Source organism: Massilia eburnea, assembly GCF_009720745.1.
Lineage (GTDB): Bacteria > Pseudomonadota > Gammaproteobacteria > Burkholderiales > Burkholderiaceae_D > Rugamonas > Rugamonas eburnea.
Map to the genome: position 1 here is coordinate 1 of NZ_WNKX01000042.1, position 24,680 is coordinate 24,680.

The following is a 24,680-nucleotide window of genomic DNA, read 5'->3' on the forward strand; positions in this document are numbered from 1 at the left end:
GCTGCCGTTCGACTTGCATGTGTAAAGCATGCCGCCAGCGTTCAATCTGAGCCAGGATCAAACTCTTCAGTTCAATCTCTGTTTTTCGGTATTGCTACCGAGGTCACTCACTCAAAATACTGACGAATCTCTTTCGAGATTACGTTTAATATATTTTGTGCGAGCGTTATAACGTATATTTTGAGCATCGGACCCGAAGGTCCGGGCATATCGTCAAACGCCCACACTTATCGACTGTTGATTTTTAAAGATCGCTGCGTTGTTCGACAAAGCGTTGTGTTTGTCAGCAGCAGAGAAGCGAGATTATGCAGTATTTCGTCTATCTCGTCAACCCCATCTTTTTCGCTTCGCTGCTTCGTCGTTGACGTTGCTGCGTTGCGAGGGACAGAACTATAGCCGACCGGCGCCGACTCCGCAAGGGTAAAATGCATGGTTTCGTAATACCGTATTACTGCAGCCGCCATGACCATCCTTCTCTCCACACTCAACGCCCGCTACACCCACGCTTCGCTGGGCCTGCGCTACCTGCTTGCCAATATGGGCGAGCTGCAGGCGCAGACGCGCATCCAGGAATTCGTGATCGGTGCGAAGACGACCGAGATGGTGGAGCGCATCCTGGCCGCACAGCCGAAGATCGTTGGCTTCGGCGTCTATATATGGAACGTCGAGGAGACCTGCCGCCTGGTCGCGACGCTGAAGCGCGTGGCGCCCCACCTTGTTATCGTGCTTGGCGGACCGGAAGTCTCCTATGAAACGGGCGAACAGGAAATTGCGCGGCTCGCCGACTATGTCGTAACCGGCTGGGGCGACGTGACCTTCCCTAGACTGTGCGGCGAGATCCTGAATGGACCGAAGCCTTTGATGAAGGTGCATGCGGGGGTGCAGCCTCCGATGGCGGAGATCACCCTGCCCTACACGCTCTATTCGGACGAGGACATCGCGCACCGCACCTTATATGTAGAGGCTTCGCGCGGCTGTCCGTTCAAGTGCGAGTTCTGCCTGTCCGCCCTGGACAAGACCGCGTGGCCGTTCAATATCGACGCCTTCCTGGCGGAGATGGAGGCGCTGCATGCACGCGGGGCGCGTACCTTCAAGTTTGTCGACCGGACCTTTAACCTGAACATCAAGACCAGCCTGAAGATCATGCAGTTCTTCCTCAATAAGCTGGCGGCGGCGCCGGATGATCCGGTCTATGCGCACTTTGAGCTGGTGCCGGACCATCTGCCGGATGCACTCAAGGAAGGTATTGCGAAATTCCCGCCGGGGACGCTGCAGTTCGAAATCGGCATCCAGAGCTTCAACCCGGTGGTGCAGGCGAATATCTCCCGTAAGCAGGATAACGCGAAGGCTGCCGACAACATCCGCTGGCTGTGCGATCACTCGGACGTGCATATGCATGTGGACTTGATCGCCGGTCTGCCGGGCGAAACGGTGGACAGCTTTGCCGAAGGTTTCGACAAGCTGTGGGCCCTCGGCCCGCATGAAATCCAGTTCGGTATCCTGAAGCGCTTGCGCGGGACGCCGATCATTCGTCATACCCAGGAATTTGGCATGGTGTATGACCCCTACCCGCCTTATACGATCCTGGCAAACCGGGATATTGATTTTTCGACCATGCAGCGCCTGGTGCGATTCGCGCGCTATTGGGATCTTGTGGCGAATTCGGGACGATTTACCCATACGGTGCCGGTACTGCTGGGCGAAACGCCCTTCAAGTCGTTCATGGCGTTTTCGGATTGGATTTATGCCAATACCGATGCAACGCACCGCATCGCGCTCGATCGCCTGGCGGTGATGGTAGGCCGCTGGCTGGGCGAGACCGGCATGGCGCCGGCAACGGTGACTGAGCTGCTGGCGCGCGACGGGCATGGGGTGAAGCAGAAGGCGGCGGCACCAGCTTCCGCAGCGCCGGCGCGGCAGGTGCGGCACCTCGCTGCCTGACCGCTTCCACCCGGCGTCTCGGGTGGCGCGACAGGCGAAACTCTTTTACACTGGCGGCATGCCTATTGCTCAAGAGCCAACGTTATCTGTCAGCCCAGACGGGCACACGGTTTCCGCCGCGGGGACCTGGCAAGTCAGTGCGCTCGCCAGCAAACGAGTGATCAAGGCGATTTCCGGTTGCATTGACCATGTGAAGGATATTCACGCGGTCGAATGGGACTTGAGCGGCGTTGAAATGCTGGACCACGTCGGCGCGCAGTGGCTGTGGCAAGCATGGGACTACAAGCGTCCCGCCAAATTGAAGCTGGCCGACGGCCAGGAAGAAATCTTCAAGCGCATCGAGACGGCCGGCAGGCTGGAATTCCCGCGCGCCCGCAAGCAGCATTTCGGCTGGGTGACCGCGCTGGGTTTCGGCATCCTGCACTTCCTCGAACATATGCGCGGCTTCGTGCAGCTGATTGGCTCGGTGGTGCAGGATGCGGCGCGTTTTGCGGCAAACCCGGTGCGCGGGCCGTGGCGCGAGATTTCGGCGAATATTTTCCATGCAGGTTTCCAGGCGCTTGGCATTACGGCGCTGGTGGGATTCCTGATCGGGGTGGTGCTGTCCTACCTGTCGGCGCAGCAGCTGCGTAACTTTGGCGGCGATATTTACCTGGTCAACCTGCTCGGCATGTCGGTGATCCGCGAACTGGGGCCGCTGATGGCGGCGATCCTGGTGGCGGGCCGCTCCGGATCGGCAATCACGGCCCAATTGGGGGTGATGCGCGTGACCGAAGAACTGGATGCGATGCTGGTGATGGGCATATCCCACGGCTACCGCCTGATCCTGCCGAAGGTGATTGCGCTGGCGATCTCGATGCCGCTGCTGGTGATCTGGACCGATGCGGCGGCGCTGATCGGCGGCATGCTGGCGGCGAAAGTGGAATTGAACCTGTCGGTGCGCTACTTCATCATGAAGCTGCCGCAGGTGGTGCCGATAGCTAACTATTACATCGGCCTGTTCAAGGGCGCGGTGTTCGGCATGCTGATTGCGATGGTGTCCTGCCACTTTGGCCTGCGCATCAAGCCGAATACGGAAAGCCTGGGGCATGGCACGACGACGTCCGTGGTGACGGCGATTACGGTGGTGATCCTGGCGAACGCGGTGTTCGCGATCGTCTTCAATGGAGTGGGTTACTGATGAACGACCAGCCGCAGGTACCGGAAGAAAGCTGCGCCTGCCCCGAAACCGAGGGCAAGCTGACGCTGGACGGCAGCGTGCCGGTGGTCGAGATCACCAACCTGCAGACCAAATTCGGCCGCACCGTCATCCATAATGACCTGAACCTGACCATCGAGAACGGCGAGATCCTGTCGATCGTGGGCGGCTCGGGCACCGGCAAGACGGTGCTGCTGCGGCAGATGCTGGGCCTGGAGCGCCCAACCAAGGGTTGCGTGCGCATCTTTGGCGAGGACATCACGGTAGCCTCCTCCGATCACTTGCAGGAGTTGCGCAACCACTGGGGCATGCTGTTCCAGCAGGGCGCCCTGTATTCGGCGCTGACCGTGTTCGAGAATATCGCGCAGCCGATGATGGAACTGGGCACCCTGCCCCAGCAGCTGATCCGCGATGCGGTGCTGCTGAAAATGAATATGGTGGGCCTGGGGCCGGAACACGCGAACAAGATGCCGAGCGACCTGTCGGGCGGCATGATCAAGCGCGTGGCGCTGGCGCGGGCACTGGCCCTCGAGCCGAAGCTGCTGTTCCTGGACGAGCCGACCGCCGGCCTCGATCCGGATTTATCGGAGAGCTTCGTCTCGCTGATCAAGTCCCTGCACCGCGAGCTGGGACTGACGGTGGTGATGGTGACGCACGACCTGGATACGCTGTTTGCGCTCTCGACGCGCATCGCGGTGCTGGCGGAAAAACATGTGCTGGCCATCGGGCCAACACGCGAGGTGATCAAGACCGATCACCCGTTTATCAAGGAATTCTTCCTGGGCGACCGCGGCAAGCGCGCGCTAGAGGCCCTGGAATAAGGAGCAAGGCATGGAAAACAGATCTCACGCTTTGATGACAGGCTTGTTCACGATCGCGCTGCTGATCGCGGCCATCCTGTTCGGCATATGGTTCAACCGGGACCGGGTCAAATACGAACCTTACCTGATCGCGACTTCCCAGTCGGTGCCGGGGCTGAACCCGCAAGCGGCGGTGCGCTACCGCGGCCTGGAAGTCGGCAAGGTCGACGACATCGACTTCGATCCCAAGCTGGCGGGCCAGATCCTGATCCACCTGAGCATCGACCCTGCGACGCCGATCACCAAGACTACTTACGCGACCCTCGGTTACCAGGGCGTGACGGGCATCGCCTATATCCAGCTGGATGACGAGGCCACCGGCTCGCCGGAGCTCGCCACCAGCAAAGGCAACCCAAGCCGAATCCCGCTGCGTCCTGGCCTGTTCGACCAGCTGGAAAAACGCGGCACGGCGATCCTGGGGCAAGCAGAAGAAGTAACCAGGAAGCTCAATAACTTCCTCAACGACGATAACCAGAAAAAGATGCTGGGCGCGTTCAGTGATGTCAGCGATGCAGCGCAATCGTACCGGGACCTGGCGGCGCGCCTCGATCCGGCGGTGCAGAAGATTCCGGCCCTGATGGAGCACGGCGACCAGGCCTTGCGGTCGGTGGACACCCTGGCCAACGAAGCAAACAAAGTTGTGGTTTCGCTGCAAGGTCCGAATGGCGCCGTGCAGCGCCTGACTACCTCCGTTGACCGCGCCACCACCTCGGTCGAGGCAGTGGCCAGCGGGGTTGAGCTGGAGACGCTGCCCGGCGTGACCGGCCTGGCCGATGAAACCAAGTCGTCGATGCGGGCGGTTCGCCGCACCATGAACAACCTGAGCGACCGTCCGCAAAGCATCCTGTTTGGCGCACCGGCTACTCCGCCAGGCCCGGGCGAACCAGGCTTTGACCCTTCCGGCAAATAAGGACCAGCAATGAAGAAGAACATCATCCTGATCGCCATTGTTGCCGCCGCCGCATTGGCAGGCTGCGCCAGCAAGGGGCCGCAACCTACCACTTACGACTTCGGCCCGATGGGCGCCCCGCTGCCTGCCGCCAGCACGGCCACCGGCGGCACGGACGGTGCGAGGATCCTGGCCATGCCAGCCATCGTGATCGCCGACGTCAGCGGTCCGGCATCGCTCGATTCGCAGCGCATGTACTATCGCCTGATGTATGCCGACGCGCTGCAGTCGCGCCCTTACGCCTACAACAGCTGGGCGGTCACGCCGCTGCAAATGATGTCGCAGCGCCTGAAAGCACGCATTGCGCAGGCCGGCGTGAAGGTTGTTTCCACTACCGATTCCGCCGGCGGCCTGCCGCTGCTGCGCATGGAGGCCGACGATTTTTCGCAGAGTTTTGACAGCGCCACCCAAAGCAGCGCCAGCATCTCGATGCGTGCCTCGGTATTCCGCAACCACAAGCTGGTCGACCAGCGCACCTTCACCCGCACCGTGCGCGCGCCAAGCGCCGATGCAGCGGGCGGCGCGAGCGCACTGGCCGAATGCACGGACGGCATCGCCGCCGATATCCTGGCCTGGCTGGCATCCATGCCGCAGTAAGTCATGAGCGAAGAAGCGCCCGCACCAGCCCATACGCCAACGCCCGCGCCGGCTCCCGTGCCGGCGTTGCGCAGGGGCTCGCCGGTAGCGCGCGCAACGCTGCTGGCTTACACGGTGTTGATCGTGTATGCCAGCTGGTTCCCTTTCTCCGGCTGGCAGAACCAGGGGCTGTCGCCGTTCATCTTCCTTGAAACGACCAGGCTGCCGCGCTACTGGACCGGCTTCGACGCAGGCATCAACGTGCTTGGCTACATCCCCTTCGGCATGCTGCTGGTGTACGCCATGCGGCCGAAGGTGACGGGCTTCTGGGCTTTCCTGCTTGCCAGCGTGGCCGGCCTGCTGCTCTCCGGCACGATGGAAGCGGTGCAAACCTATCTGCCGACGCGCGTCTCGTCCAACCTGGACTTTTACACCAACACGCTCGGTTCGGTCGCCGGCGCCTTCATCGGCGTGCTGACTGCGAAAAAGCTGATGGACAGCAGCAATGCCTACAAGCTGCGGCAGCAATGGTTCGCCCAGCATGCCAGCCAGGGCATGGTGCTGGCGGCGCTCTGGCCATTGACCCAGATTTACCCGCAGGGTTTCCTGTTCGGCCTCGGCCAGCTGCTGCCCATCCTGTCGGAGTGGCTCAGCGAATTGCTGGATATGGAAATCGACCTGGGCTCCATGGTGCGGCCGGACGTGTCGCTGACGGTGGAACAGTACTGGCTGTCCGAAACCATCGTGACGGCCTGCGGCATGGTGGGCGCGGCCCTGACCTTGCTGTGCATCCTGCGCAAGCCGGCGCCGCGCGCGCCGCTGGTGGTCCTGCTGGTAGCCGCCGCCGTGCTGGTGAAATCCCTGTCGACCGCGCTGCAGCTCGGCCCCGAAGCTGCCTTCGCCTGGGTCACCCCGGGCGCGCAAGCCGGCTTCCTGATCGGGGTGATCATGCTGGGGGGCCTGATTTTCGCGCCCCACGTGGCGCAGCGCCGGCTGGCGGTGGCCACCCTGCTGCTCAGCCTTTTGATCGTCAACACCACCCCGACCAACCCCTATTTCAGCGAAACGCTGCAAAACTGGGCGCAAGGCAAATTCCTGAACTTCTACGGCGCGGCGCAGTTCCTGTCGCTGGCCTGGCCGCTGGCGGCGCTATGGTTCCTTTGCCTGCCATCCCACAAGCTGAACAAGGAAACGCGCGAAACGCCTGTAAAATAAGCGCCTGCATTGAAAAAGAGGCTTCAGATGAGCGACAACCAATACTACAAGCATCACGTGTTCTTCTGTACGAACCACCGTGATGACGGCCGCGAAAGCTGCGGCCCGCGCGGCGCGGAAGCCGCCCAGAAGCACGCCAAGAAGCGCTGCAAGGAGTTGAACCTGAACGGCGCCGGCAAAGTGCGCATCAATTCCGCCGGTTGCCTGGACCGCTGCGAGCACGGTCCGGTGGCCGTGGTCTATCCCGAAGGCACCTGGTACACCTACGTTGACACCGCCGACATCGACGAAATCGTCGACAGCCACCTGGTCAACGGAGTAGAAGTAGAGAGATTGAAGATTAAAGAATGATGAACAAGTTTTCCGAGAAGTTTACGCTGCAGGGCAACGCCGGCCTGATGGAAGGCCTGCTCGACCTGCCGGCCGGCGAGCCGAAAGGCATCGCCCTGGTGGCCCACCCGCACCCGCTGTACGGCGGCACCATGGAGAACAAGGTAGCGCAGACGCTGGCGCGCACCTTCGTGACGCTGGGCTATGTGGCGGCACGCATCAACTTCCGCGGCGTCGGCGCATCCGAGGGCGTGCATGACCACGGCCACGGCGAAACCGACGACATGATGATCCTGTACCAGCACATGGTGCAGAAGTACCCTGGCCTGCCGGTTTCGCTGTCGGGCTTCTCGTTCGGCACCTTTGTGCAGTCGCACCTGGCGCAGCGCCTGGCCGCTGCCGGCACCCCGGCCGAGCGCCTGGTGCTGGTCGGCACCGCAGCTGCCAAATGGGAAATCGCCAACGTACCGGCGGACACCATCCTGATTCACGGCGAGAACGACGACACGATCCCGCTGATCGACGTGCTGGATTACGCACGCCCGCAGGACATTCCTGTGATCGTGATCCCCGGCGCGGACCATTTCTTCCACCGCAAGCTCGGTCACATCAAGAACTGGGTGATCGCCTTGTGGAATAACAAATAGCTTTGCAACTCCCTAAAGAATCACTATGAAAAAAATCATCGCTGCACTGGCAACCAGTGTCCTGCTCATGAGTTCCGCCGTGGCGCAGACCCTGCCGCCGCCAACCATCGCCGCCAAATCCTGGCTGCTGCTGGACTCCACCAGCGGACAAATGATCGCCGCCCAGGATCCGGATTCGCGCGTCGAACCGGCCTCCCTGACCAAGATCATGACCGCCTACCTGACCTTCCAGGCGATCAAGGACAAGAAGCTGTCCATGGACCAGAAGGTGAACGTCTCGGTCAAAGCATGGAAAGTCGATTCCAGCTCGTCGAAGATGTTCATCGATCCCGCCACCCCGGTCTCGATCAGCGACCTGCTGTACGGCCTGATGGTCCAATCCGGGAATGACGCCGCCGTCGCCCTGGCGGAAGCCGTCGCCGGCGACGAATCGGCCTTCGTCACCCTGATGAACCGCGAAGCGCAGCGCATGGGCATGACCAACTCGCACTTTGCCAACCCGCACGGCCTGCCATCGCCGGAGAACTACACCACCGCGCGCGACCTCTCGACCCTGGCGCGCCACGTGATCCAGGACTACCCGGAGTTTTACAAGATCGACTCGGTGAAGAGCTTCACCTACAACAAGATCACCCAGCAGAACCGCAACCGCCTGCTGTGGCTCGATCCGACCGTGGACGGCATGAAGACCGGCCACACCGAATCCGCCGGCTACTGCATGGTGGCTTCGGCCAAGCGCCCTGCCGGCAACCTGGAACGCCGCCTGATCTCCGTGGTGATGGGCACCAATTCCGACGGTACCCGTACTGCCGAAAGCCAGAAGCTGCTGAACTGGGGTTTCCAGAACTTCGACACCGTGAAGCTGTACTCCAAAGGCCAGGCCATCGACACGCCGGAGGTCTGGAAAGGCTCGCAGTCGAACGTGAAGATCGGCTTCACCAGCGACGTGCTGGTCACCGTGCCGAAAGGCGTGGCCGCCAAGATGAAGCCTGTGCTGGAGCGCAAGGACCCGCTGGTCGCGCCGATTCCGGCCAACGCCAAGGTCGGCACCCTGAAGATGATGGTGGACGGCAAGCCGCTGCTGGAACTCCCAGTCGTGGCGCTGCAGCAGGTTGACCAGGCTTCGATCTTCGGCCGCGCATGGGATTCCGTGCGCCTGTGGCTGAAATAATGGCGAAGCTGGAGCTTTCCCGCATCGTCGCGGGCATGTGGCGCATGACCGAATGGGACATGACGCCACAGCAGCGGCTGGCCTTCATTGAGCAGTGCATCGCGCTGGGCGTGACTTCCTTCGACCATGCCGACATTTACGGCGGCTATGGCGTGGAGGGCCTGTTCGGCGAGGCGCTGGCCTTGAAGCCTTCGCTGCGCTCGCAGATCCAGATTGTGAGCAAATGCGGCATCAAGCTGATTTCCGGTCGCCGCCCGACGCATACCATCCAGCATTACGACACCAGCTCGTCGCATATCGTGGCGTCGGTTGAAAATTCGCTGAAAGAGCTGCGCACGGACTACCTGGACCTGCTGCTGATCCATCGTCCGGATCCCTTGATGGATTTCGACGAAGTGGCGCATACGTTCCAGCGCTTGCGGTCCGAGGGCAAGGTGAAGGAGTTCGGGGTATCGAACTTTTCACGGCATCAGTTTGAGACGCTTAACAAGCGCGTGCCGCTGGTGACCAACCAGGTGGAGTTTTCGCCGCTGCATCTGGATCCGATGTTTGATGAGACGTTTGATGGACTGCAGGACTTGGGTGTGCAGCCGATGATCTGGTCACCGCTGGGCGGCGGGCGCCTGTTCACTGCGGGTGATGAGCAGGGCGAGCGCCTGCGCTTGAAGATCAAGGAAGTGGCGGATGAATTGAATCGTCCGTTTGCCAGTGTGGTGTTTGCGTGGATTATGCAGTTGCCGTGCAGGCCGGTGCCTTTGACCGGGTCGGGGCGGATTGAATCGATCGAGGTGGCGGTGGAGGCGACGCAATTTTCGCTGAGCCGGCCGCAGTGGTTTGAGATTCTGCGTGCGGCGCGCGGACATGAGGTGGCCTGAAACCCGGTAAACCAGGGTCTGACCCAGGTTTACCGGGTTTGGGGTTCAATCGTCCGGAAACGTCTGCGGCGGCGCAATCCCCTTCCACCCGCTCCGCCAAGCCAGGTTCAGCCCAACGGTGAACGCGATATACACCACAAAGAACAGCACAAAGTAATAAGCCCGCAGCCAAACCAGCAGTCCCACATTCACCGCCAGCAGCACCAGCGCCGCCGCCGACTTCTTCTGCTTCGAGCTAGGAAAACGAATGGTCGACACCATAAAGCTGCCAACAACAAACAGCAGCGCCACAATGTAATACCCCTCAAGACGCGTATCCGGCGAGTCCGGCCACGCCACCACCACCGAGGCTACGCACGCCGCACCGGCAGTAATCGGCATCCCCACGAAATACTTAGGATCGGTACGCCCCACATTCACATTGAAGCGCGCCAGGCGCAAAGCCCCGCAAGCGACAAAGAAGAACGCCGCAATCCCGCCGATGCGCAGCAAGGTAGGATCCGCCGGCCCCATTTGCACGAAGCCATAGCAATACAGCAGCACCGCAGGAGCGCAGCCGAAGTTCATCACGTCCGCAATGGAATCAAGCTGCACGCCGAAATCCGAACTGGTGCCGGTGGCGCGCGCCACAAAGCCATCCAGCGCATCAAAAATCCCGGCCAGCACCAGCAGGAAGGCGGCCAGGCGGTAATCCTGGGAGAACCCCAAATGGGCGTTGTCGACTGAGATCACAATGCTGGCAAATCCGCATGCGATCGAAAGCAGCGTCACCGAACTCGGTAATGCAAATTTTGCACGTTGCAGTCGCTGTTGGCGTTGAGTATTCAAATTAAAGCAATGATGGTCAAAATGGAATGGCTATTTTACCTCGACCAGCGAATCGTAAAAGAAACACATCTTGCTTGAAATTGGCATAGAATCGGCGCATGAAGGAGCCCAACATGTATTCGTTCGATACCTTGAACCGAAAGTTACCCGCCTTGCTGGCCGCTGCACTGCTCACCGCCTGCGGCGGCGGAGGCGGTGGCGGCAGCAGTTCGCCACCTGTAACGAACCAGCCGCCGGTCACACCCCCACCGTCCAACTGCGTCGTCTCGCAGGCTGGCCTTCCTGTCGCTACGGGCGATACAGCGATTGATGGCTTCAACTGGTTCAATTACCGCCGCTCCGGGATTGGCCTGAGTATGCTGACGTGTAATCAGTTCCTCAATGTCGCAGCCGTCGCGCACTCTAATTACCTGCGGCTGAATAACACGGTGTCGCACGACGAGGTATCCGGCAACGCTGGCTTTACCGGCGTCGATCCGAAAGCACGCATGCAGGCCGCCGGCTACACCTTCAGCGGTGGCTGGGCCTATGGCGAAGTGATTTCCGCCGCCGGCGACAAATCAGGCTTCTACCACGCGGAAGAACTGATCACAGCGATCTATCACCGCTTCGTGATCTTTGAACCGCAATTCAGGGAAATGGGCACCGGCGCTTCGACGCGCGGCGACGGCTACACCTACTTCACCGCCGACATGGCCTACACCAATGGTGCCGGCCCAGGCCTGGGGGTCGGGAATATTGTGGCTTACCCGGCTGACAAACAGACTGCAGTGCCTACCTCTTTCGATAGCGATACCGAATCGCCAGACCCGGTACCCAACCAGAATACGGTGGGCTATCCGATCAGCGTGCACTCGGACATCGGCGGCACCGGCATAACGGTGACCAGTTTCACCGTCCGTCCGCACAATGGGACGAATATGTTGACGCGCACCGTATCCAACACCGACGAAGGTGGAACGACGCAGCACGCAGTGGCCATTATTCCGCTGACACCACTGACCTCCAACACGACGTATGACGTGAGCTTCACTGGCACTGTCGACAAGCTTCCGGTCTCGAAAAATTGGTCATTTACGACAAAATAGAGTCCGTCCACTAGCCCGCATCAGGACAGAGTGCTAAATTCTGTCCTGATGAGCAATTCACATTCCAGCGCACCAACACGCCTGCGCCTCGACGTCGAGGAGGGACTGGATCGCCTGATGGGCGAGCGCGCGCTCTATCTGCAAATCCTGTGCCGCTTCCTGCAAGACCATCGCGATTCCTGCACGCGCATTTCCACCCTGCTGTCGCAACGCCTGGAAGCACAGGCGCAACTGGCCGCGCATTCGCTGAAAGGTTCTGCGGGCCTGATCGGAGCGCAATTGGTGCACGACCAGTCGGTGCTGGTGGAGAACGCCATTGCCTGCGGCGCTGATATCGCCACGCTGCTCGAACACCTCAATGTGCTGCTTGGCGAAACCTGCGCCAGCATCGACGAATTGTTACGCGAACATGGCGACCATGTCGCGCCAAGCGATGCGGCCGCGATCGATCCAGCGCAGTTGCGCGTACTGATCGAAGAGCTGGTGGAGTTGCTGCGTGACGGCGATGGTGCGGCGATCGACCTGGTGGAGAAATCGGCGCCTGTGCTGGCGGCTGCGCTGGGTGTGCCTACCTTCCAGATGCTGGCGGCGGCGACACATGCCTTCGATTTCGAAACGGCGCTGGATGCGCTGGAGATGGAACTCTGAGCTGATTCAGCCGGTGTAATGCGCCTCTTCATCGAAGGAATCCGCGCATTCCTTGCCGCAGAAGCGGCGCACGGCATCCAACGGTTTTTCACAGTACCAGCACGAGCCCTTCGGCGGCAATGACTGGCGCACGCCGCTCGGGCGCTTGGCCGTCGCGACACTTTCAGCGGGTGGGATTTCTTGTTGCGTCTCCACGGTATTCCCCTTTACAGACTGGCCTTGGCTTCAAGGTTACTGCATTGCCCAGACAGGAGCATGACCTGCCTCAACAAAATAATAGCAGGATTAAATCCGAGGCATGGGGGGCGCAACGTGCGCCAGCGCACCAAAAGAAACAAAAATATTCTTATTGGATATGCAGGCGCGATAGGACTTAGTTCCGTGACATCACATGGTGAAGAGCAGGACGCCGATGTGGGTAGTGATGTGCGCGATGATCGCCGCTTCAAGGCCGGCCTTCCAGTACAACCATCCCGCGATCAGAGAGAACGACGCATTGCCCACCATGACCCAGGCGATCACACCGGGCGTGAGCTGCTTGACCAGCAAAGCCGCCGCAGGCAGGTGCAAGGCGCCGAACATCAGCGCAGCGAGGATGATCGCTGCGATCATGACCGCGGCCGACGGCTTGGCAACGCCGCACTGGAACAGGCGCCGTAGGATCCAGGCGACGAGGGTCATGAAGCCCCAGCGCATCACCAGCTCTTCGGTGATGCCGCCATACAGCACGCGCGCCAGCGCGGGGATCTGTACATCCGTCTTCATCTCCGGCGGCGTGAACTGAGCAATCAGCAAAATCAGCGCGGCGCCCAGCGCACCACCTGCCAGTCCTGGAACGACCAACGGCTTGCCCGCGTTGACGAGCGGCGTGTGCGAGGCCCAGGCCGTGAGCAGCGGCGTGCGCAAGCCGACCTTCGGCGCGAGGAAGGCGCCCACGCATAAAGCGATCGCCAGCATGACGCAGCTCTGAAGCGTGGAAGCCAGTTGCGCGACCCACATTGGCACCGAGAGCGCTTTCCCCGCCAGCATGGTAGGCACGATCATCAGGTTGACAGCAATCACACCGGGAAGACCGGCGGCAAAGCCTCCCGCAATCAGCCTTGGCTTCATGCCTGGTGTGCCTTCCACAGCTGGTACGAACGCAGCACCGGCAGGACAACGATGGCAACGGCGCCTGTCATCATCAATGCCGCTTCGTGTCCCTGCACAGGCTTCCACCAGACGCCTATGGCGACCAGGGCGCCAATCGCCACGAACAGACGTCCCGCGAAGCGATGGGTATGATCCCACACGCGCTCGTTGGCCAGCGTCCAGGGTGTACGGATACCGATCGTGTAATTCCAGCGCATCTTGCCAAGGACGTTACCTGTGAAGACGAGCAGCAGGCCCACCGCACAAGGGATGATCCGCGCCACAATCATCACGACATGCAGCGCTTGGGCGACGATCACCAGTTGCACAGCGGTGAGAAGCCCCAGCACAGCAAGGAAAATGGTCTGCACGGCCGACTGGGAGCGAAACAGGTTGGCGCTACGCGGACCGATTTTCGGCAGTAAGGCCGCCAGGCCGAGCAAGCCAAGCGCGATCAGCGGAATGAGGGCCAGTGCGATCCAGGCGGGCGCCCAGCCATTGGGATTGCCAGCTGCATCGAAATGGATGGCGAGCGGTGTGGTGAACGGCACTTCAAACAACACGCGCGCCGCAGCGCAGGCCATGACGGCAAGAAGCGCCGATGCAGTGACGTTGGCGCGATGACTAAGCATGCTTCTTCCCTTTCGTTTGGCGACCAATTTCAAAGGTGTCCGCGAACCCAAGCAAGGCCTCCTCGAGAACGGACATGTTCAAGCGATAGGTAATCGTCGTCTTGTTTTTTTCGGCCAGTACGAGGCCCGCCTCGCGCAGCACGGCGAAGTGGCCCGACAACGTCGGCTTGGAGAGATCAAAATGATCCGCGATTTCGCCGGCAGTCATTTCCCGCTCGCGCAGCAACTGCAGGATGCGGCGGCGGGAAGGGTCGGCCAGTGCTTTGAATACCTTATCCATGTTTTGTATTTTGCCAAATACCGAAATAGAAAGTCAAGCTCGAAAAAGGGGTACGTCCCCTTTTCCGGAAAAAGGGGACGTACCCCTTTTTCGTTCACTTGCCGATGCAGAAGCGGGAGAAGATGACGCCCAGCAGGTCGTCTGAAGAGAACTCGCCGGTGATCGTGGACAGCTGGACTTGCGCCAGGCGCAGCTCTTCTGCGAAGAGGTCCAGTGACTGATCGGTCTGCGCGGCGTGCTGGCCGGCGTAGTCGAGGTGGCGCGAGGCGTTGCGCAGCGCGATCAGGTGGCGTTCACGGGCGAGGTAGAGCGATTCGCCGGTCTGCTGCCAGCCGGCGATGCGCAGCAGTTCCGCGCGCAGCAGGTCGATGCCGGTCTTCTCGTTGGCGGAGAGGTAGATGTGGGTCGCATCGGGCATTTCGTCGACCGAGGGCTTGTGGCCGGAGAGGTCGATCTTGTTCCAGATGCGCAGCACCGGTACGCCTTGCGGGAAGTTGGCGACGATGGCTTCGTCATGCCGGGTGGGGCCGTGATCGGCGTCCAGCAGGTGCAGGATGACGTCGGCCTTGCCTACTTCGCCCCAGGTGCGTTCAATGCCGATGCGTTCCACCACGTCCACCGCTTCATCGTGGCCGCGGATGCCGGCGGTGTCGATGATGTTCAGCGGGATGCCTTCGATTTGGATGGTTTCGCTGACCTTGTCGCGCGTGGTGCCGGCGATCGGGGTGACGATGGCGACTTCGGCGCCGGCCAGGGCGTTCAGAAGTGAGGACTTGCCGACGTTGGGCTGGCCGACCAGTACCACGTTCAGGCCTTCGCGCAGCAGGGCGCCTTGGCTGGCTTGCTTGAAGACCTGGTCGAGGGCTTCGACGATGCCTTTCAGTTGGCCGCGGGCGTCGGATTTTTCGAGGAAGTCGATTTCTTCTTCGGGGAAGTCGAGCGTGGCTTCGACCAGCATGCGCAGGTGGGTCACGCGCTCGACCAGGGCGTGGATGGTTTGCGAGAAGGCGCCGGACAGGGACGCTGACGCGGATTTGGCAGCGGCTTCGGTGGAGGCGTCAATCAGGTCGGCGACAGCTTCGGCCTGGGCCAGGTCCAGCTTGTCGTTCAGGTAGGCGCGGCGGGTGAATTCGCCGGGTTCGGCCAGGCGCAGGCCTTGCTCCGCGCCGGCCTCCAGGACTCGCTGCAGGAGCATTTGCAGGACGATGGGGCCGCCGTGGCCTTGCAGCTCGATGACGTCTTCGCCGGTGTAGGAGTGCGGGGCTTTGAAGTAGATCGCGATGCCCTGGTCGATGACCGTGCCATCCGCTTGGGTGAAGGGGATGTAGGTGGCATGGCGGGGCTTTAGTTCGGTGCCGTTGAAGAGGACTTCTGCTAGTGCGCGCAGGTTCTTGCCGCTGGCGCGGACGACGCCAATGCCGCCGCGGCCGGGGGCGGTGGCGATTGCTGCGATGGGGGAGGAGTCTAGGTTCATTTGCTGATTTTATTCTTAAACCCGGTAAACCTGGGTCAGACCCAAGGGTCTGACCCGACCGGCAGAAGCTGCAGGCCGTCGCTCAGACAGGGTCTGACCCTTGGGTCTGACCCGGGTTTACCGGGGTTGAAAAAAAGCCCGCGGCTGGCGCGGGCTTCTTATCACTTACTTGGCTACGCCAACCTCTAACTTCTTGGTAATCACCCACTGCTGTGCAATCGACAGCAGATTGTTGACCACCCAGTACAGCACCAGGCCGGATGGGAAGAAGAAGAACATGACCGAGAACGCAATCGGCATGAACATCATCATCTTTGCCTGCACCGGATCCGCTGGCTGCGGGTTCAGGCGGGTAGTGATGTACATCGAAATCGCATACAGCACCGGCAGGATCGCCCATGGGTCGTGCTGGGTCAGGTCGGTGATCCACAGCGCCCATGGAGCACCGCGCATTTCGACCGACGCATTCAGCACCCAGTACAGGGCGATAAACACAGGCATCTGCACCAGGATAGGCAGGCAGCCGCCGAGAGGATTGATCTTCTCGGTTTTGTACAGCTCCATCATGGCCTGGTTCATCTTCTGCGGGTCGCCTTTGTAGCGCTCGCGGATCGCGGTCATCTTCGGCGTCACAGTCTTCATCTTCGCCATCGAGCGGAAAGAAGCAGCGGACAGTGGGAAGAACAGCAGCTTGATCGCAATGGTGAAGGCGATGATGGTCCAGCCCCAGTTGCCAACCACGGAGTGGATCGCATCCATCGCGGCCCACATCGGACGTGCAACGATTGCCAGCCAGCCGTAGTCCTTGACCAGGTCCAGGCCTTCGGTCACTTGCTTCAGGGCTTCGGTGTTCTGCGGACCGGAGTACAGCTTGGCGTTGTTGGTCACGGAGGCGCCTGGCGCCAGGGTGCCCAGCGGCTGCACGACGCCGATCGAGTACAGGTTCTCGCCTTCTTTCTTGGTGAAGATATCGCGCGGCAGCTTATCCTGCGGCACGAAGGCCGATACGAAGAAGTGCTGCGCAATAGCGACCCAGCCATCGTCCGCCTTGGTCACATGATCTGGCGTGAATGGCTTGCCCGGATTTTCCTTCTGGGTCTCGGCATCCTTCTCGATCTTCTTGAACTCGTACTTCTTGTACTTCGATTCCGAGGTGTACATGCTCGGAGCGATGAAGCCGCCCGCGCTCATGAAGCCGGAGCTTGGAGGCTGGGTGCCGTCATGCTTCAGCTGCAGGTACAGCTGCGGTGCGACTGGCGCGGCGCTGGTGTTGGTGACGGTGTGCTGTACGTCCACCACGTAGTCGCCCTTCTTGAAGGTGAAGGTCTTGGTCAGCTTGACGCCACCCTGCTCTGCTTCCAGCACCAGTTGCACCTGGTTCGCATCGTTCAGCATGCGCGCGCCAGGCTTGGCGACGAAGGCGGTCTGGTGGTTCGGCAGGGCCGGGCCCACAACCCCAGGCGCATTCACCAGGCCAGTTTCGCCCAGGTAGGTGTGCTTGCCGTTTTCGGTGAACAGGACTTCGGTCTGCTCGCCACCCTTAGGTTTGCAGAACTCGAACAGGCCCCAGCAGCCGTTCATCCAGCCCGGATCGCTGCTGCCCTTGTGCTTCAGCAGTTCCAGGCGCTTGATGGTACCGCCCAGGGTGTCGATATCGACACGCATCACATCGGTGGTGATGGTCACAATTTCGGTCTTGACCGGCGCTGCGACTGCATCGGTGGTCGCTGCCGCGGCGGCGGAAGCGGCGACAGCGGCAGGCGTGCCGGCGGCAGTCGCCGATGCCGATGCCGAAGCCACAGGCTTGGCAGGAGCCGGAGCAAACATGGAAGGCTTGCCGGTCGAGATCATCCAGTTATTCCACAGGATAACCAGCGAGACCGCGAAGACGATCCACAGGATTGAGCGTTTATTGATATCCATTCGGTTCTTCAGGAGTGGTTGAAGTGCTTGGGCGGCACGGGATCGACCCCGCCCGCGTTCCAGGGATGGCAGCGGCATACCCGGCGCAATGCCAGGTAACTGCCTTGAGCCGCACCATGCTCGCGCACAGCTTCGAGCGCGTAGTTGGAGCAGCTAGGGTAAAAGCGGCAACTCGGTGCACCCATCAGCGGACGGATGACCCATTGGTAAAAGCGCAGCAGGATCGTGAGCAGCGTTTTCATTTCGCCGGCCTGCCCTTGTTCGCTTGTGCAAAGAGGCGCGTCAGTTCCTGGCGCAGTTCGGCCTTCAGTTTGGCCGTGGTGGCCGGGCCGTCCTTGCTGTTGACGGGGCGCGACAGGCGCACCACGCAGTCAATGCAAGGAAGCTGGGTAACGCGGAACAGTTCGCGCGTGACGCGCTTGATGGTGTTGCGGGTGACTGCTCGCGGTGCAAAGCGTTTGGCAACGACAATGCCCAGCCGCGCATTCGGCAGCTGGTTCTGGCGGGTATAGAGCACGAAGTGCGCGCTCTTCTGCGTTGGGCGCAAACTAAAAACGGATGAAAATTCATCCGTTTTTATGATGCGCCGAGCGCGAGCGAAGTCGTGTCTGCCTTCGCCTGTCGAGCTGTTAGGACAGCTTTCCACGCGATCAGCTTACAAGCGGGCTTAAACTACGGCCAGACGCTTGCGGCCTTTTGCACGACGTGCGTTCAGGACTTGACGGCCGCCACGGGTAGCCATACGGGCGCGGAAGCCGTGGGTGCGCTTGCGACGCACAACGGAAGGTTGGTAAGTACGTTTCATGTTGGTCTCGCTTAAAAATACAAAATCGGGACGGGAATGGTGTCCCTAAAAATGTTGGTGCCAATGACATTTCGCGCACTGCGCCAATCTCACTGCCCGCTAAATCCGCGCGTCGTATCTTGAAAAATCACGGACTACGGGCGGGGAACCCAGAATTATCAGGATTTTTCGGATCGGTGTCAACCACCAAACCCGGTAAACCTGGGTCAGACCCAAGGGTCTGACCCTGTCTGCGCGGCCTGCACTGGAGGGGTCTGCCCCTTGGGTCTGACCCGGGGGTGCCGGGTTTGGTTGCAAAAACACCAACCTCCGCACGCTTGTGCAAAATTTCCGGTTAACCTGTGGATAACTTCCGACTTAGCGGCTAGAATAGCGCGTTACGTGTGGCGATTCGAACGCCCTCCCACACTTTTTGCATATAGATAGATTCATGGAAAATTTCTGGCAGTCCTGCTCCCAGCAGCTGGAGCTTGAGCTGACGCCGCAACAATTCAGCGCCTGGATTAAGCCGCTTGTGCCCCTCGATTTCGAGGACAACAAGCTGCGCGTTGCTGCGCCAAACCGGTTCAAGCTGGATTGGGTAAAGACCCAATTCGCGAGCCGCATCACGGCCCTGGCCTGCCAGTACTGGGAAACCCAGATCGACGTGCAGTTCGTGCTCGATCCGCGTACCCACGCCCCGAAAAAGCCTGCCGCACCCGCCGTGGTCTCCGGCCCGCTGAGCGACATGCGCCCGGAAAGCCCGGCCGCCGCCGCCGCGCCGACCGCCGCTGCCGAATACCAGAACCCGAAGACCCGCGAAAACAGCCGCATCAACCCGGACCTGACCTTCGACTCCTTCGTGACTGGTAAGGCCAACCAGCTGGCGCGCGCCGCCGCTATCCAGGTGGCCAACAACCCCGGCGTGTCGTACAACCCGCTGTTCTTCTACGGCGGCGTGGGCCTGGGTAAGACCCACTTGATCCACGCAATCGGCAACCAGGTGATGGCCGACCAGCCAGGCGCCCGCATCCGCTACATCCACGCAGAACAGTACGTTCGCGACGTAGTGACCGCTTACCAACGCAAGGGTTTCGACGACTTCAAGCATTACTACCACTCGCTGGACATGCTGCTGATCGACGATATTCAATTCTTCGGCGGGAAGTCCCGCACGCAGGAAGAATTCTTCTATGCGTTTGAAGCGCTGATCGCGGCCAAGAAGCAGATCATCATCACTTCGGATACGTATCCGAAAGAGATCACCGGCATGGATGACCGCCTGATCTCGCGCTTCGACTCCGGCCTGACGGTGGCGATTGAGCCGCCGGAACTGGAAATGCGCGTGGCGATTCTGCTGAAGAAAGCCAAGTCCGAAGGCGTGACCCTGAACGACGACGTCGCCTTCTTCGTGGCCAAGCACCTGCGCTCCAACGTGCGTGAGCTGGAAGGCGCGCTGCGCAAGATCCTGGCTTACTCCCGCTTCCACGGTAAGGATATTTCGATCGATATCGTGAAAGAGGCGCTGAAGGACCTGCTGTCTGTGCAGAACCGCCAGATTTCTGTGGAAAACATCCAGAAGACGGTGGCGGACTTCTTCAATATCAAGGTGGCGGATATGTATTCCAAGCGCCGCCCAGCCAACATCGCTCGCCCGCGCCAGATCGCCATGTACCTGGCCAAGGAGCTGACCCAGAAATCGCTGCCGGAAATCGGCGAACTGTTCGGAGGACGCGACCACACTACCGTGCTGCACGCCGTGCGCAAGATTGCGATGGATCGGACCAAGAACCCGGAGTGCAATCACGAGTTGCATGTGCTGGAACAAACGCTGAAAGGCTAAACCCGGTAAGACCGGGTCAGACCCAAGGGTCAGACCCCTCCACTACATGTGGCGCCGACAGGGTCGGACCCTTGGGTCTGACCCAGGTTTACCGGGTTCCAGACTGCTATACTGTCGAGTTAACAAAAGAACCAACGTACCAACCCATTAACTGAGGATATTTATGCAACTGGTCAAAACCACCCGAGACACGCTTCTCCGGCCACTGCAGATTGTGAGCGGTATTGTCGAGCGTCGGCACACTATGCCGATTCTGGCCAATATCCTCATCCGCAAGGAAGGTGAAAGCGTCTCTTTCCTCTCCACCGACACGGAAGTCCAGATCACCACCAACGCGAACATCGGCTCGGGTGCCGACGTCACCGGCACCACGGTCGCCGCGCGTAAGCTGCTGGACATCCTGCGCGCGCTGCCGGAAGCCGGCGACGTGACCATGACCCTGCTGAACAAGCGCCTGACCGTCCAAAGCGGCAAATCGCGCTTCGCCCTGCAGACCCTGGCCGCCGAAGAATTCCCGACCGTGCAGCAAGCAGAAAGCTTCACCGCATCGTTCCAGCTGCCGCAAAAAACCCTGAAGCACCTGTTCAACATGGTGCACTTCTCGATGGCGCAGCAGGACATCCGCTACTACCTGAACGGCCTGCTGCTGGTTTTGGACGGTAACAAAGTGATCGCCGTAGCGACCGACGGCCACCGCCTGGCCTTCTGCCAGGTAGAGACCGACCAGAACTTCGCCCGCGAAGAAGTGATCATCCCGCGCAAGACCATCATCGAGCTGCAACGCCTGCTGGAAGAATCGGACGACGCAGTCTCCCTGGATATCGCCGCATCGCAAGTGAAGCTGACCTTCGCCGACATCGAGCTGATCTCCAAGCTGGTGGAAGGCAAGTTCCCTGACTACACCCGCGTGATCCCGAAGGGCTACACCAACAACTTCACCATCGGCCGCGAAGAGCTGCTGCGCTCCCTGCAGCGCGCCGCGATCATGACCAGCGATAAGTTCAAGGGCGTGCGCTGCATCATCACCCCAGGCTCGCTGAAGATCTCGTCCACCAACGCGGACCAGGAAGAAGCGGTTGAAGAACTGGAAATCGACTACGGCGGCGACAGCGTGGACATCGGCTTCAACGTGACCTACCTGCTGGACGTGCTGAATAACCTGAAGTGCGACCAAGTCAATGTGGCACTGGGCGACAGCAACAGCTCCGCGCTGATCTCGATTCCAGAGAACCAAGACTTTAAATACGTTGTAATGCCGATGCGCATTTAAACCCGGCAAATCGGGGTCAGACCCAAGGGTCAGACCCCCGGTGTGCCGAAGCCCCAGGCCGTAGAGCCGACAGGGTCAGACCCTTGGGTCTGACCTAGGTTTACCGGGTTTAGAAAAGAGCAGAAAAGTAATTCGTTAAAAGAGAAAGCAGTCCATGTCCGAAAGCCACAACGAACAACCAAAGGCCAAAGCAGAAGAATACGGCGCCTCCTCGATCCAGATCCTGGAAGGGCTGGAAGCAGTCCGCAAGCGTCCCGGCATGTACATCGGCGACACGTCCGACGGCACCGGCCTGCACCACCTGGTATTCGAGGTGCTGGACAACTCGATTGACGAAGCCCTGGCCGGCCACTGCTCCGAGATCCACGTCACCATCCACAGCGACAACTCGATCTCGATCACCGACAACGGCCGCGGCATCCCCGTCGGCCTGAAGATGGACGACAAGCACGAGCCAAAACGCTCCGCAGCCGAAATCGTGCTGACCGAGCTGCACGCCGGCGGCAAGTTCGACCAGAACGCCTACAAAGTCTCCGGCGGCCTGCACGGCGTGGGCGTCAGCTGCGTGAACGCACTGTCCAAGCTCCTGCGCGTGACCATCCGCCGCGACGGCAAAGTGCACCAGATGGAATTCGTCAAAGGCGTCGCCCAGAACCGCGAGATCGAAATGATCGACGGCGTGGCCGTCTCCCCGATCAAAGTAATCGGCGAAACCGACAAGCGCGGCACCGACGTGCACTTCTGGGCCGACGAAGAGATCTTCACCCACGTGGAGTTCCACTACGAGATCCTGGCCAAGCGTATCCGCGAACTGTCCTTCCTGAACAACGGCGTCAACATCAAGCTGACCGACCAGCGCACCGGCAAGGAAGAAGTGTTCGCCTTCGAAGGCGGCACCCGCGGCTTCGTTGAATACATCAACAAAGCCAAGACCGTACTGCACCCGACCGTCTTCCAGGCCACCGGCGAACGCCAGTCCGACCAGGGCACCAATATCTCGGTGGACGTGTCGATGCAATGGAACGACGCCTTCAACGAACAGGTACTCTGCTTCACCAACAACATTCCGCAGCGCGACGGCGGCACCCACCTGACCGGCCTGCGCGCGGCAATGACCCGCGTGATCAACAAGTACATCGACGAAAACGACTTCGCCAAGAAGGCCAAGGTAGAAATCAGCGGCGACGACATGCGCGAAGGCCTGACCTGCGTGCTGTCCGTGAAAGTGCCGGAACCGAAGTTCTCGTCCCAGACCAAAGACAAGCTGGTATCGTCCGAAGTGCGCGGCCCGGTGGAAGAAATCGTCGCCAAGACGCTGACCGACTTCCTGATGGAAAAGCCGAACGACGCCAAGATCATCTGCGGCAAGATCGTGGAAGCAGCGCGCGCCCGTGAAGCAGCGCGCAAGGCCCGCGACCTGACCCGCCGCAAAGGCGTGATGGACGGCCTGGGCCTGTCCGCCAAGCTGGCCGACTGCCAGGAAAAAGATCCAGCCCTGTCCGAACTGTACATCGTCGAGGGTGACTCCGCAGGCGGCTCCGCCAAGCAGGGCCGCGACCGCAAGTTCCAGGCGATTCTGCCGCTGCGAGGCAAAGTGCTGAACGTGGAGAAGGCACGCTTCGAAAAGATGCTGTCTTCCGAGCAGATCACCACGCTGATCGCCACCCTGGGCACCAGCATTGGCGCCGACGAGTTCAATATCGAAAAGCTGCGCTACCACCGCATCATCATCATGACCGACGCGGACGTCGACGGCGCCCACATCCGCACCCTGCTGCTGACGCTGTTCTACCGCCAGATGCCGCAGCTGGTGGAACGCGGCCACATCTACATTGCGCAGCCGCCGCTGTACAAGGTAAAGGCCGGCCGCGACGAGCGCTACCTGAAGGACGACCTGGAAGAAGCCGGCTACATGATGAACGTAGCGCTGAACACCGCCGCCCTGACCCCGCGCGAAGGCGCCGACATCATCCAGGGCGAAGCGCTGGGCGAACTGGCACGCACCTACAACATGGCCAACGCCATCATGACCCGCCTGACCCGCGTGATCGACCGCGCCGCGCTGACCGCCATCATGACCGGCGTAACGCTGAACCTGGACACGCTGGACTCCGCCCAGGCATCGGCCAAGGCGCTGGAAGCGAACATCAATGACAGCGCCGTCAAGGTTGCCGTGACCACCGACGAACTGACCGACAAGCACACCCTGCGCATCGAACGCCTGCACCACGGTAACGTGAAGGTTTCCGCGATCGACGCCGACTTCGTGCAAGGCGCCGACTACAAAGTGCTGGCCGACGCCGCCGCCACCTTCACCGGCCTGATTGGCGAAGGCGCCGTGATCCGCCGCGGCGAAGGCGACCGCACCAAGGAAAGCGCCGTGGTCGACTTCCACCACGCCATGCAGTGGCTGCGCGACGAAGCGGAACGCACCGTGAGCAAGCAGCGCTACAAAGGTCTGGGCGAGATGAATCCAGAACAGCTGTGGGAAACCACGATGGACCCAACCGTCCGCCGCCTGCTGAAAGTGCAGATCGAAGACGCGATCGCCGCCGACCAGATCTTCACCACGCTGATGGGTGATGATGTGGAACCACGACGGAACTTCATTGAGACCAATGCGCTGCGCGCAGGGAACATCGACGTATAAAATGGTGTAGTAGGCCCCAAAAGCTGGCATTTTGGGAACCACTACCTGGCAACAACTTCTAAGCCCATGCACTGCGTGGGCTTTTTTGTTTCCAAATCAACTTTCAGTTCAATTTGACAACTAAGGTCATTGACATTAGTGAAATTTCGCGATGGAATGATGCCTTACTGCTAAGGACAACTTAAGGGGGTAGCGTGGCCGGGGAAACAGCGAAAATTGCGGAAATTGCAAACAAGTTGTTGTGCGTTTGCTAGCTGAATTGACCCTATCAGTTTGACCCGCCCGCCATACCCTCGCGAACGCCGCGACCCGGTCGTAAGACCCTTCAAAGCCTAACTCCCTTAGTTCTTCATGAAGCTGCTTCAAA

General features: G+C 60.5%; 25 protein-coding genes and 1 rRNA gene. 15 read left to right on the top strand and 11 right to left on the bottom strand.

The annotated features are described in order from the left end of the window. Positions 1 to 73: ribosomal RNA gene (locus GM658_RS27445) — 16S ribosomal RNA — on the bottom strand; the annotation flags it as partial. 389 nt (positions 74 to 462) lie between these two features. Between GM658_RS27445 and GM658_RS27450 the strand changes: the two genes are divergently transcribed. From GM658_RS27450 to GM658_RS27495, 10 genes are read left to right on the top strand one after another with little or no spacing between them, the layout of a single operon-like run. Beyond that, positions 463 to 1,941 carry a B12-binding domain-containing radical SAM protein gene (locus GM658_RS27450; RefSeq protein WP_155457299.1) on the top strand — a complete coding sequence of 493 codons (1,479 nt, stop codon included), beginning with the start codon at positions 463 to 465 and terminating at the stop codon, positions 1,939 to 1,941. A 58-nt stretch (positions 1,942 to 1,999) separates the two neighbouring features. Continuing rightward, the gene (locus GM658_RS27455; protein ID WP_155457300.1) at positions 2,000 to 3,121 is read left to right on the top strand and encodes an MlaE family ABC transporter permease; all 1,122 of its coding nucleotides are present in this window, start codon (positions 2,000 to 2,002) and stop codon (positions 3,119 to 3,121) included. Further along, positions 3,121 to 3,960 carry an ABC transporter ATP-binding protein gene (locus GM658_RS27460; protein WP_155457301.1) on the top strand — a complete coding sequence of 280 codons (840 nt, stop codon included), beginning with the start codon at positions 3,121 to 3,123 and terminating at the stop codon, positions 3,958 to 3,960. The genes GM658_RS27455 and GM658_RS27460 overlap by 1 nt, the downstream gene beginning before the upstream one ends. Before the next feature lie 10 nt (positions 3,961 to 3,970). Further along, positions 3,971 to 4,909 (top strand): MlaD family protein, encoded by a 939-nt coding sequence (locus tag GM658_RS27465; RefSeq protein ID WP_155457302.1) that lies wholly within the window; start codon positions 3,971 to 3,973, stop codon positions 4,907 to 4,909. Positions 4,910 to 4,918: 9 nt separating this feature from the next. Beyond that, the gene (locus GM658_RS27470; RefSeq protein WP_155457303.1) at positions 4,919 to 5,545 is read left to right on the top strand and encodes an ABC-type transport auxiliary lipoprotein family protein; all 627 of its coding nucleotides are present in this window, start codon (positions 4,919 to 4,921) and stop codon (positions 5,543 to 5,545) included. Positions 5,546 to 5,548: 3 nt separating this feature from the next. Next, positions 5,549 to 6,739 carry a VanZ family protein gene (locus GM658_RS27475; RefSeq protein WP_155457304.1) on the top strand — a complete coding sequence of 397 codons (1,191 nt, stop codon included), beginning with the start codon at positions 5,549 to 5,551 and terminating at the stop codon, positions 6,737 to 6,739. Positions 6,740 to 6,766: 27 nt separating this feature from the next. Further along, a complete protein-coding gene (locus GM658_RS27480) occupies positions 6,767 to 7,090 on the top strand; it encodes a (2Fe-2S) ferredoxin domain-containing protein (RefSeq protein WP_155457305.1) in 324 nt (107 codons plus the stop codon). Then, a complete protein-coding gene (locus GM658_RS27485) occupies positions 7,090 to 7,716 on the top strand; it encodes an alpha/beta hydrolase (RefSeq protein WP_155457319.1) in 627 nt (208 codons plus the stop codon). The genes GM658_RS27480 and GM658_RS27485 overlap by 1 nt, the downstream gene beginning before the upstream one ends. Positions 7,717 to 7,741: 25 nt before the next feature. Next, positions 7,742 to 8,887, top strand: coding sequence for a D-alanyl-D-alanine carboxypeptidase family protein (locus tag GM658_RS27490; protein WP_155457306.1), 1,146 nt, complete (start codon positions 7,742 to 7,744; stop codon positions 8,885 to 8,887). Then, positions 8,887 to 9,762 (top strand): aldo/keto reductase, encoded by an 876-nt coding sequence (locus GM658_RS27495; RefSeq protein WP_229417098.1) that lies wholly within the window; start codon positions 8,887 to 8,889, stop codon positions 9,760 to 9,762. The genes GM658_RS27490 and GM658_RS27495 overlap by 1 nt, the downstream gene beginning before the upstream one ends. A 45-nt stretch (positions 9,763 to 9,807) precedes the next feature. Here GM658_RS27495 and pssA read toward each other — a convergent pair whose 3' ends face one another. After that, the gene (gene pssA, locus GM658_RS27500) at positions 9,808 to 10,590 is read right to left on the bottom strand and encodes a CDP-diacylglycerol--serine O-phosphatidyltransferase (protein ID WP_229417099.1); all 783 of its coding nucleotides are present in this window, start codon (positions 10,588 to 10,590) and stop codon (positions 9,808 to 9,810) included. Between the two features lie 113 nt (positions 10,591 to 10,703). Between pssA and GM658_RS27505 the strand changes: the two genes are divergently transcribed. Together GM658_RS27505 and GM658_RS27510 are read left to right on the top strand one after the other, a co-directional pair. After that, entirely contained in the window at positions 10,704 to 11,678 is a 975-nt protein-coding gene (locus GM658_RS27505; protein WP_155457307.1) for a CAP domain-containing protein, read from the top strand. A gap of 48 nt (positions 11,679 to 11,726) precedes the next feature. Continuing rightward, on the top strand, positions 11,727 to 12,326 hold the full coding sequence (locus GM658_RS27510; protein WP_155457308.1) for an Hpt domain-containing protein: 600 nt from the start codon (positions 11,727 to 11,729) through the stop codon (positions 12,324 to 12,326). Positions 12,327 to 12,332: 6 nt separating this feature from the next. Here the strand turns inward: GM658_RS27510 and GM658_RS27515 are convergent, their stop codons facing one another. From GM658_RS27515 to rpmH, 9 genes are all read right to left on the bottom strand, one after another. After that, positions 12,333 to 12,521, bottom strand: a complete 189-nt coding sequence (locus tag GM658_RS27515; protein ID WP_155457309.1) for a hypothetical protein — start codon at positions 12,519 to 12,521, stop codon at positions 12,333 to 12,335. A gap of 192 nt (positions 12,522 to 12,713) precedes the next feature. Continuing rightward, positions 12,714 to 13,454, bottom strand: a complete 741-nt coding sequence (locus GM658_RS29690) for a CPBP family glutamic-type intramembrane protease (RefSeq protein ID WP_170299020.1) — start codon at positions 13,452 to 13,454, stop codon at positions 12,714 to 12,716. Beyond that, positions 13,433 to 14,089, bottom strand: coding sequence for an SdpI family protein (locus GM658_RS27525; RefSeq protein ID WP_155457311.1), 657 nt, complete (start codon positions 14,087 to 14,089; stop codon positions 13,433 to 13,435). The genes GM658_RS29690 and GM658_RS27525 overlap by 22 nt, the downstream gene beginning before the upstream one ends. Further along, on the bottom strand, positions 14,082 to 14,369 hold the full coding sequence (locus tag GM658_RS27530; protein WP_155457312.1) for an autorepressor SdpR family transcription factor: 288 nt from the start codon (positions 14,367 to 14,369) through the stop codon (positions 14,082 to 14,084). The genes GM658_RS27525 and GM658_RS27530 overlap by 8 nt, the downstream gene beginning before the upstream one ends. Positions 14,370 to 14,463: 94 nt before the next feature. Continuing rightward, positions 14,464 to 15,843, bottom strand: coding sequence for a tRNA uridine-5-carboxymethylaminomethyl(34) synthesis GTPase MnmE (gene mnmE / locus GM658_RS27535; RefSeq protein WP_155457313.1), 1,380 nt, complete (start codon positions 15,841 to 15,843; stop codon positions 14,464 to 14,466). Between the two features lie 165 nt (positions 15,844 to 16,008). Beyond that, positions 16,009 to 17,766 (bottom strand): membrane protein insertase YidC, encoded by a 1,758-nt coding sequence (gene yidC / locus GM658_RS27540; protein ID WP_155457314.1) that lies wholly within the window; start codon positions 17,764 to 17,766, stop codon positions 16,009 to 16,011. An 8-nt stretch (positions 17,767 to 17,774) separates the two neighbouring features. After that, positions 17,775 to 18,008 (bottom strand): membrane protein insertion efficiency factor YidD, encoded by a 234-nt coding sequence (gene yidD, locus GM658_RS27545; protein WP_155457315.1) that lies wholly within the window; start codon positions 18,006 to 18,008, stop codon positions 17,775 to 17,777. Further along, on the bottom strand, positions 18,005 to 18,412 hold the full coding sequence (gene rnpA, locus GM658_RS27550) for a ribonuclease P protein component (RefSeq protein ID WP_170299021.1): 408 nt from the start codon (positions 18,410 to 18,412) through the stop codon (positions 18,005 to 18,007). Before rnpA ends, yidD begins: the two co-directional genes overlap by 4 nt. A 21-nt stretch (positions 18,413 to 18,433) precedes the next feature. Further along, positions 18,434 to 18,571 (bottom strand): 50S ribosomal protein L34, encoded by a 138-nt coding sequence (gene rpmH / locus GM658_RS27555; RefSeq protein ID WP_078035393.1) that lies wholly within the window; start codon positions 18,569 to 18,571, stop codon positions 18,434 to 18,436. Positions 18,572 to 19,001: 430 nt separating this feature from the next. Between rpmH and dnaA the strand changes: the two genes are divergently transcribed. The 3 genes from dnaA (at position 19,002) to gyrB (ending at position 24,313) form a co-directional block, all read left to right on the top strand. Further along, on the top strand, positions 19,002 to 20,393 hold the full coding sequence (gene dnaA / locus GM658_RS27560; protein ID WP_155457316.1) for a chromosomal replication initiator protein DnaA: 1,392 nt from the start codon (positions 19,002 to 19,004) through the stop codon (positions 20,391 to 20,393). Positions 20,394 to 20,556: 163 nt separating this feature from the next. Continuing rightward, positions 20,557 to 21,663: a DNA polymerase III subunit beta gene (gene dnaN, locus GM658_RS27565; protein ID WP_155457317.1), complete on the top strand. Its 1,107-nt coding sequence runs from the start codon at positions 20,557 to 20,559 to the stop codon at positions 21,661 to 21,663. Positions 21,664 to 21,817: 154 nt separating this feature from the next. After that, positions 21,818 to 24,313: a DNA topoisomerase (ATP-hydrolyzing) subunit B gene (gene gyrB / locus GM658_RS27570; RefSeq protein WP_155457318.1), complete on the top strand. Its 2,496-nt coding sequence runs from the start codon at positions 21,818 to 21,820 to the stop codon at positions 24,311 to 24,313. Positions 24,314 to 24,680 lie beyond the last annotated feature (367 nt).